An 8,935-nucleotide genomic window follows, 5' to 3' on the forward strand; every position below is an offset into this window, starting at 1 on the left:
CGGAGCATTGCTCCGCCTTTCCTGTTTTCATGAGCCGGCCAGACGGTTATGTCTCGAAGGGCATGCACGGGCGAGGGGAGTCGCACGCTGCAAGCTTTGATGGAGGCGGCCAATGCATATCGCGATTATCGGCGCAGCGGGAATGATCGGGCGCAAGTTGACCACGCGGCTCGTTGCGGACGGGCGGCTGGCGGGTCAGGCCATCAATCGTCTATCGCTTGTCGACGTCATCACGCCGGCTGCCCCTGAAGGCTTTACAGGGCGTGTGGAGACGAGCGCGGTCGACGTTTCCGCTCCAGGGCAGGCCGCACGGATTGTCGCCTCGCGCCCGGATGTCGTGTTTCATCTGGCCGCGATCGTATCCGGCGAGGCTGAGCTGGATTTCGAAAAAGGCTACGGCATCAATCTCGAAGGCACGCGCGCGCTTCTTGAGGCGATCCGCGCCGCTCATCTGCAAGACGGGTACCGGCCTTGTTTCGTCTTCACCTCGTCCATTGCGGTCTTTGGAGCGCCTTTCCCCGAGGTCATTCCTGATGATTTCAATCTCACGCCCCTGACAAGCTACGGCACGCAAAAGGCGATGGGTGAATTGCTGTTGGCGGATTACACGCGCCGCGGCTTCATCGACGGCATCGGAATCCGGTTGCCGACGATCTGCATCCGTCCCGGCAAGCCGAACAAGGCTGCTTCCGGCTTCTTCTCCGGCATCGTTCGTGAGCCGTTGGCCGGGCAGGAGGCGACCCTGCCGGTGCCGGAAACTGTCCGCCATTGGCACGCGTCGCCGCGTTCGGCCGTCGGGTTTCTGGTCCATGCCGCCAGCATCGACCTGCAGCCGCTCGGCGCGCGCCGCAGCCTGACGATGCCCGGTGTCAGCGCTACCGTCGGAGAGCAGATCGAGGCGTTGCGCAAGATCGCAGGGGAGAAGGTCGTCAGCCTGATCCGACGCGAACCCGACGAGCTGGTCATGAAGATCGTATCGGGTTGGCCACAGGCATTCGAGGCCGAGCGCGCGAAGGAGCTGGGTTTTGTCGCCGATGCTTCGTTCGAGGACATTATTCGAGTGCACATCGAGGATGAATTGGGAGGACAGCTATGACTATCGGCAAATCACGCAGCATTGCCTTTCTGGGAACCGGGCTGATGGGCGCGCCGATGGCTCGCATGCTGTTGCAGTCCGGCTTTGCCGTCACGGTCTGGAACCGCAATCGCGAGAAGGCGGAAGGCCTCGTTCCGGATGGCGCGGTCCTGGCGGATACGCCCGCTGCCGCCGTCAAAGGGGCATCGGTCGTGTTCACCATGCTGACCGACGGAAAGGCAGTGGAGGACGTGCTGTTCACGCAAGGTGCTGCGGAGGCGCTTGATGCCGGCGCGGTGGTCATCGATTCCAGTTCCATTACCCCTGACGCGGCCCGGCAGCATGCGTCAAAGCTCGCCGGGCGTGGCATCCGCCATCTCGATGCGCCGGTCTCCGGCGGTGTGTTGGGGGCGGCTGCTGGTACACTTGCGATCATGGCAGGCGGCGATGGCGCTTTGGTCGAAGAACTGGCCGACGTCTTTGCACCACTTGGCCGCGTGACGCATGTTGGACCAAGCGGTTGCGGTCAGCTCGCGAAGCTCGGGAACCAGCAGATCGTCGCCATCACGATCGGCGCCGTTGCCGAAGCGATGCTGCTCTTCGAGGCGGGCGGCGGTTCACGCGAGGCGTTCCGCCGGGCGATCCGGGGAGGCTTCGCCGAAAGCCGCATTCTCGACGTTCACGGCCAGCGGATGGTCAATCGCGATTTTGGGACCGCCGGCCCTTCGAAATTGCAGCTCAAGGACCTAAACAATATCGTCGCAACGGCGGAAGGTCTCGCTTTGACGCTGCCTCTGACGGAGGCGGTCCGTGCCGAGTTCGCCGAGTTTGTCGAACATGGTGGCGGTGAGACCGATCACAGTGGCCTGCTGCTGCAGCTTGAAGAAAAGAACCGCCGTTCGTCGAAAGGCTGAATTGCCTAGACACTCGAGTCTCTGAGAAGATCAATGACGCATTCGGCTTGCAATTGTTGATGGATTTTTAGTGCATCCTAATTAATCTCTCGCCAAAAGGTTGGTTCTGCACCCATAATGGGCTTCCTCCTTGGAGGCCTGACACCATACTGTTACTCGAAGCTGCATGAGGCTTGAACGGCGTTGGCATCGAGCAGTCCCACACGGTCCGAACGAGAGTTTCAGGACATCCTGCGGCGCCTTGAGCTTGCACTCGACGCGTCACAGATCGGTGTTTGGGAGCACAACCTCGATCGGCATGAAATCTCCTGGGACGTTCAGATGCACCGGATCTACCAGACCGGAAGAGGCAGCGGGCCGGTCGCCGCTGCAATCTGGTCGGATGCGATTCACCCCGACGACCGCGAGCGTGCCGAACTGGAGTTCGAGGACGCCATTGCCAGACGCGGGCAGTATAATTCGGAGTTTCGGATCGTCTGGCCGAACGGCGAGATACGGCACATCCGCTCGCGGGCTCATTTCTATGTCAGCGAGGAAGGGTCACCCTCTTTCATCGGCGCGGAGTGGGACGTCACTTCGGACGTGCTTCTTGCCAACGAAGCGGCGCGTCAGCGCGCCGTCGCGGAGGCACGGGCCCTCGCTTTGGAGGAGAGCAGTGCCCACATCGAGTATGCTGCGGAACACGATTATTTGACGGGCCTTCCCAACCGCCGGCTTTTCGACAAGCGCCTGGCGGAACTGGCCGATGATGCCTCAGTCTCGACGCTCGCAGTCCTGCATCTCGACCTTGACGAGTTCAAGCAGATCAACGACAGCCATGGCCATGCGGCGGGCGACACCGTATTGCGTGCCGCAGCTTTGCGGATCGAGGCCGCCATTCCGAAAGCTACGATGGTGGCACGCATCGGTGGCGACGAATTCGTTATCCTGCTCGTCAATTTCGGAGGGCTGACGGAACTGAACCGCATGGCGCGTGAGGTGCAGCGGCGCTTGAAGAAGAAGGTCCGTTTCGGCCACGAAATGCTGCAAAGTGGAGCGTCGATTGGCATTTCCTGGTCGGCAGATCGCTCCGGCTCCAATCTGCTCGCCGAGTCCGATATCGCGGTCTATCAGGCAAAGACATCGGGCCGCGATCGTATCGAGTTCTTCTCGCAGCAGCTCAAGGACGATCTGATGGGCAAGCGGCGTCTTGCCGAAGAGCTGAAGCTTGCACTGGAGCAGGGTGATATCATTCCATTCTACCAATTGCAGCTCGATGCCCACACCCGCGACATCGTTGGCATCGAGGCCCTGGCGCGCTGGCATCACAGCGAGCGCGGCACCCTCTCGCCTGGCATATTCCTGAAGATCGCCGATGAGTTCGGCTTGTCTTCGGAGATCGATGCTTCGATCCTGCGACGCGTGCTCGCCGACCGTGTGACATGGGAGCAGCACGGCACAACCCTGCCACGGGTCTCGGTCAACATTTCGGGGCAGCGCCTTTACGATCCGCAGTTGATTGATGATCTGGAGACACTCGAGATACCGCGTGGCGCCCTGGTTTTCGAATTGGTCGAGACGATCTTTCTGGACGACTGCGACGACGAGCTTCTGCAGACGGTTGACCGCATCAAGCAGATGGGTATCGAAATCGAGATCGATGATTTCGGCTCGGGCCACGCGTCGCTGATCGGTCTCGTGCGGTTGCGCCCGGCTCGGCTGAAAATCGATCGGCAACTGGTAAGCGAGGTGGATACCTCCTCCGAGCAGCGCCGTGTCGTCAAATCGATTGTCGAGATTGGCAAGGCCCTCGGCGTCGATGTGATCGCAGAGGGCGTCGAGACGGAAAACCATGCCGTGGCGCTTGCCAAGCTCGGCTGTCATACGCTGCAAGGTTTTGCGCTCGGCCATCCGCTGCCGGCATCAGAGATCGATGATATTTTCGCTTCGAAGAAGGCGACGCAGGCGGCCCACCTCCGACGCTAGCCTAACGGTGGGGCCTCCTAAGGCTCGAGTTCGCCGCGTGCTTCCAGATACCAGTCGACGAAAGCCTTCACACCGACATCCAGTGTCGTCTCCGGCTTGTAGCCTGTCAAAGCCGCCAGCAGATCGGGGCTCGCGAAGGTGCGTGGCACATCGCCCTTCTGCATCGGCAGCATCTTGCGCTTTGCCGGCTGGCCGAGGGCCTTTTCGACCGTCTCGACGAAGGTCATCAGGTTCTCCGGCTGGCCGCCGCCGATATTGACGACGCGGAATGGCGCCTGATGCGAGAGCGTCTCTACCCGTTCGTCGGCTACGCGGTTGGCCTCCGACGGGGCGACGGACGACAGGCGGACGATCGCCTCGACGAGGTCATCGATATAGGTGAAGTCGCGGCTCATCCGGCCTTCGCCGTAGATCTCGATCGGTTGATCCTCCAGCATGTTCTTGACGAACTTGAAGAGGGCCATGTCGGGACGGCCCCAGGGGCCGTAGACGGTGAAGAAACGGAAGGCGGTTGTCGGGATCTTGTGGAGATGCGCGTAGCTGTGCGCCATCAGTTCCATTGACTTCTTCGTCGCCGCATAAAAGGTCAGCGGCTCGTCGGCCCGGTCTGTCTCACGGAAGGGAATGGACGGATTGGCGCCGTAGATCGACGATGTCGAGGCCAGCATGAGATGGTTGACGCCAACATCCTTGGCGATATCGAGGATGTTCCAGGAGCCTTCGAGGTTCGACGTGAGATAGGCTTTCGGGTTTTCCAGGCTGTAGCGGACGCCGGCCTGTGCTGCGAGATGCACCATCACATCAGGCGCCGCGCTGGCCACGGCCTCTTCCAGGGCTTTGCGATCTTCGAGCATCGCTGTCACCGGGCGGAAGGCCGGAAACTGCGCCAGCGCCGCATTGCGCATGTGCTTGAGCTTGATGTTGTAGTAGTGCGTCATGCCGTCGAAGCCGACGACTTCGTGGCCATCCTGCAGCAAGCGGCGGGCAAGATGAAAGCCGATGAAGCCAGCAGTGCCGGTGATGAAATAGCGCATCTCTACTTCTTCTCGTTCTTCTTTCCGATGGCGAAGTAGCTGAAGCCATGCTTGGTGACTTCGGCGACGGGATAGATGTTGCGCAGGTCAACGATGGTCGGGGTCTTCACCAGCGACTTCATCCGCTTGAGATCAAGCGCTCGGAACTCGTCCCATTCCGTGACGATGACGATGGCATCCGCGCCTTCTGCAATCTCGTACGGGTCGCGGCCGTAGGTGATGGGGCCGATAACCTCCTTCGCCATTTCCATGCCTTCTGGATCATAGGCGTGAACGTTGGCGCCGCCATCCAGCAAGGCCTGGATGATGGTGATCGATGGCGCGTCGCGCATGTCGTCGGTGTTCGGCTTGAAGGTCAGGCCGAGGACTGCAATCTTCTTGCCGCGGACATTGCCGTCGCAGGCGGCGATGACCTTGCGGCCCATGGCGCGCTTGCGGTTGTCGTTGATCGCAACCGTGGTTTCGATAAGGCGAACCGGGCTGTCATGATCTTGTGCGGTCTTGACCAGCGCCAGCGTATCCTTGGGAAAGCACGAACCGCCGTAGCCCGGACCTGCATGCAGGAACTTGTCGCCGATGCGCTTGTCCATGCCGATGCCCTTGGCGACCTTCTGGACGTCGGCGCCGATCTGCTCGCAGAGATCGGCGATCTCGTTGATGAAGGTGATCTTCATGGCGAGGAAGGCGTTGGCGGCGTACTTGATCAGCTCGGAGGTGCGGCGTTCGCAAAAATAGAGTGGTGCTTCGTTGAGGTAGAGCGGCCGGTAAACCTCGCGCATGATTTCGATTGCGCGCGGCTCCTCAGTGCCGAGAACAATGCGATCGGGGCGCTTGAAGTCCGTGATTGCCGCGCCTTCGCGCAGAAATTCCGGGTTGGAAACGACGGAAATATCCTTCTCGGGAAATTCTTCGCGGAAAATGCGCTCGATCTCATCGCCAGTGCCAACAGGAACCGTGGACTTGGTAACGACAACGGTGAACCCGGACACGGCGGCCGCTATCTCGCGAGCGGCGGCATAGACATAGCTCAGGTCGGCGTGGCCATCGCCACGACGTGACGGCGTGCCGACGGCGATGAAGACTACGTCCGCGTCGGCGACGGAAGGCGCCAGCTCCTTCGAAAAATCCAGGCGACCGGCGGTGCGGTTGTGGTCGATGATCGTGTCAAGGCCCGGTTCGAAGATCGGAACCTTACCGGCTTCCAATGCATCGATCTTCGCGGCCGACTTATCGACGCAGGTGACATGGTGGCCGAAATCGGCGAGGCAGGCACCGGAGACGAGGCCGACATAGCCCGAGCCAATCATCACAATACGCATGGAATCATTCCCTAAGACAACGATCGCCGCCCCGCCAATTGGCGGGGCCGCGATGGTGTTACAGGGGGAAGTTTATAAGTTCAAGACAACAGTGATCAGCTGCGGCCGAACTCATCGACGATGCGGATGATATCGTCCTCTCCGAGATAGGATCCGGTCTGGACTTCGATCAGTTCGAGCATGATCTTGCCGGGATTGGCGAGACGGTGGACTTCGCCGAGCGGGATGTAGACGGACTCGTTTTCCCTGAGCATCTGCACGTTTTCGCCGATTGTCACTTCTGCCGTGCCCTTGACGACGATCCAGTGCTCGGAGCGGTGATGATGCTTCTGCAGCGACAGCTTCTTGCCCGGCGTGACGAAAATGCGCTTCACCTGGAAGCGGTCGCCGTTCAGCACCGATGTGTAGCCGCCCCAAGGCCGGTAAGAAGTCGGGTGCGTCTCGGTCAGTTGCGATGTCGTGGGGGCGGCGGCGAGCATCTTCACGAGGTTCCCGACGTCCTGGCTGTCCTGCAGCCGTCCGACATAAACGGCGTCCTCGCTGGCGATGACAGCGATGTCGTCCATGCCCTGGACGGCGAGGTGCACGCCATGGGTCATGATGAGCGAGTTCTTGGTGTTGACGACCGTCGTGTTGCCGGCTGCTAGATTGCCATTCTCGTCGCGGCTGCCGCTCTTCCAGACGGAATCCCAGCTGCCGAGGTCGGACCACTTGAACGGCGAGGGAACGACGGCTGCGTTGCTCGTCTTTTCCATGACGGCATAGTCGATCGAGATGTTCGGGCTGGTGGCGAACGCTGCCTTGTCGAGGCGGATGAAGTCTAGATCTCTGACGCCTTTTGCAATGGCGTCGGCCGCAGCCTTGAGGACCGGCGCGGCATAGCTCCGCATCTCGGCAAGCACGCCTGAGACCGAGAACATGAACATCCCGGAGTTCCAGTAGAAGCCGCCAGTCGCGACCATGTCTTCGGCCTTGGCGAGCGGCGGCTTCTCGACAAAGCGCGCGACCGTTCGTGCGCCCGTCGGGAGTGTCTTCCCGCCTTCGATGTAGCCATAGCCGGTTGCCGGCTCGGTCGGCTGGATGCCGAAGGTTACCAGCTTGCCCTGGGCGGCTGTGGCGGCAGCGATGCGAACGCACTCAAAATAGGTGTCGTCAGCGACGATCTCATAGTCGGAGCCGAGAACATGCATGACCGTGTCTTCATCAAAGCGATCACGCACGAGCGTTGCGGCCGCCGCAACTGCCGCCGCGGTGTTTCGAGCAACCGGTTCGAGCAGAATTGCCGCTAGACCGATGTCCAACTCGCGCGCCTGCTCGGCAACGAGAAAGCGAAACTCCTCGTTGGTCAGGATGACGGGTGCTTCGTAAAGCGTGGGATCGGACACGCGCAGCAGCGTTTCCTGGAACAATGTCTTGTCGCCGATAAAGCGGATGAACTGCTTGGGCGCTGCGGCGCGAGACAGCGGCCAGAGACGAGTGCCCTTGCCACCAGCCATTATCACGGGAACGATCTTCTGTGTCATATGGAGAGTCCTCGAATATCTATCTTTGCTTCGCCTATCAACTCGGATGCGCCAACCAGCGGATTCGCTCCAGACCGGCGCGCAGCAACGCCGCGGCGGCTGTTTCGGTTTCCGCCTCGGCGTAGCAGCGCATTTCAGGGGCATTGCCGGACGGGCGGAAATGGATGATGCGGCGATCCGCCAGCGTAACACGAAGGCCGTCAATATCGCTGGCGCTGCCAACCTCGCCGATCGGCTGCAGGAACGCCGCGAGATTGGCGGGTGCGGCGCGAAGATAGGCCATCAACCGGGCACTGATCTCAACCGGAAAATTCTCAAGCCGGTCGGCCGCGGCAAATGGCAGATTGAAGGACGCGGCGACCACCGAAAGAGGCTGCCGTTTGGAGGCAGCAAGGGAAAGCGCCGCCAGGATGGGGACGAAGCAGTCGCGTGTCGGAAGGGCCTTCAGCGTGTGACCGTTGACCTCGAATTCACTCGCGGTGAGCAGGCCGCCGTTCGCTTCGAAACCGGCAACACGGGTCCGGCCAGCCGCGAGTGCTTCTTGCATCCCCGATATGACGAACGGAGAGCCAACACGCGTGCGAATGACGCTGAAGCGACCGGCGGCTTCGATGCCGGAATTCGATGTCACGGGTGTCACGACCGATGTCGCACCGAGAAAGTTCGCGGCGATCAGGCCGAGCAAATCGCCGCGCAGCGGCGTCCCTGTTTCGTCCGCCACCAACGGGCGATCGCCATCACCATCCGCAGAGACCATGGCGTCGAGGCCATGCTGTCTTGCGACCTCCTTGAGCTTGGCGATCGTCTCCTCCGAAACCGCCTCGGTGTCGACGGGAATGAAAGTTTCCGAGCGGCCAAACGGCACGACCGTTGCGCCGAAGTGTTCCAGGAGATCTACCAGCAGATCACGGGCGACCGTGCTGTGCTGGTAGACGCCGACTTTCAGGCCCGCGAGCGCTTCCGTGGGAAGAATATTGGCATTCCGTTCGCGGAAGAGCGCCAGGCATTCGACGGATCGGTTTTGCATCCCGGCACTGCGGGGGACAAACGTAAAGCCGGCACGGTCGAGTTCTGTCGCGACAGTCGTGATCGCTGCTTCGTCCGT

At 61.1% G+C, this 8,935-nt stretch carries 7 protein-coding genes; 3 read left to right on the forward strand and 4 right to left on the reverse strand.

Annotated features, from left to right (window positions below):
- Positions 1 to 112: 112 nt before the first annotated feature.
- The 3 genes from denD to AS026_RS17455 all read left to right on the forward strand — a co-directional run bounded on the left by denD (position 113) and on the right by AS026_RS17455 (position 3,954).
- Entirely contained in the window at positions 113 to 1,096 is a 984-nt protein-coding gene (gene denD / locus AS026_RS17445; RefSeq protein ID WP_062370761.1) for a D-erythronate dehydrogenase, read from the forward strand.
- On the forward strand, positions 1,093 to 1,989 hold the full coding sequence (locus AS026_RS17450) for an NAD(P)-dependent oxidoreductase (protein ID WP_062370763.1): 897 nt from the start codon (positions 1,093 to 1,095) through the stop codon (positions 1,987 to 1,989). The genes denD and AS026_RS17450 overlap by 4 nt, the downstream gene beginning before the upstream one ends.
- A 183-nt stretch (positions 1,990 to 2,172) precedes the next feature.
- A complete protein-coding gene (locus tag AS026_RS17455) occupies positions 2,173 to 3,954 on the forward strand; it encodes a putative bifunctional diguanylate cyclase/phosphodiesterase (protein WP_062370765.1) in 1,782 nt (593 codons plus the stop codon).
- Between the two features lie 17 nt (positions 3,955 to 3,971).
- On the opposite strand, the gene AS026_RS17460 is transcribed toward AS026_RS17455, so the two are convergent.
- From AS026_RS17460 to AS026_RS17475, 4 genes are all read right to left on the reverse strand, one after another.
- Positions 3,972 to 4,988, reverse strand: a complete 1,017-nt coding sequence (locus AS026_RS17460) for an NAD-dependent epimerase/dehydratase family protein (protein ID WP_018117264.1) — start codon at positions 4,986 to 4,988, stop codon at positions 3,972 to 3,974.
- Between the two features lie 2 nt (positions 4,989 to 4,990).
- Complete coding sequence (locus AS026_RS17465) at positions 4,991 to 6,307, reverse strand: UDP-glucose dehydrogenase family protein (RefSeq protein ID WP_018117265.1); 1,317 nt, start codon at positions 6,305 to 6,307, stop codon at positions 4,991 to 4,993.
- 95 nt (positions 6,308 to 6,402) lie between these two features.
- On the reverse strand, positions 6,403 to 7,830 hold the full coding sequence (locus tag AS026_RS17470; protein ID WP_062370767.1) for a mannose-1-phosphate guanylyltransferase/mannose-6-phosphate isomerase: 1,428 nt from the start codon (positions 7,828 to 7,830) through the stop codon (positions 6,403 to 6,405).
- A gap of 37 nt (positions 7,831 to 7,867) precedes the next feature.
- Positions 7,868 to 8,935, reverse strand: a 1,068-nt coding sequence (locus tag AS026_RS17475) for a phosphohexomutase domain-containing protein (protein ID WP_062370769.1), incomplete at its 5' end; no start/stop codon positions are given.

This window comes from Rhizobium altiplani, from assembly GCF_001542405.1.
GTDB lineage: Bacteria > Pseudomonadota > Alphaproteobacteria > Rhizobiales > Rhizobiaceae > Rhizobium > Rhizobium altiplani.

Excerpts from the sequence above, each read along its gene's own strand:
- AS026_RS17470 (WP_062370767.1), bottom strand. The coding sequence starts at position 7,830 with ATGACACAGAAGATCGTTCCCGTGATAATGGCTGGTGGCAAGGGCACT.
- AS026_RS17450 (WP_062370763.1), top strand. The coding sequence starts at position 1,093 with ATGACTATCGGCAAATCACGCAGCATTGCCTTTCTGGGAACCGGGCTG.
- AS026_RS17465 (WP_018117265.1), bottom strand. The coding sequence starts at position 6,307 with ATGCGTATTGTGATGATTGGCTCGGGCTATGTCGGCCTCGTCTCCGGT.
- denD (WP_062370761.1), top strand. The coding sequence starts at position 113 with ATGCATATCGCGATTATCGGCGCAGCGGGAATGATCGGGCGCAAGTTG.
- AS026_RS17460 (WP_018117264.1), bottom strand. The coding sequence starts at position 4,988 with ATGCGCTATTTCATCACCGGCACTGCTGGCTTCATCGGCTTTCATCTT.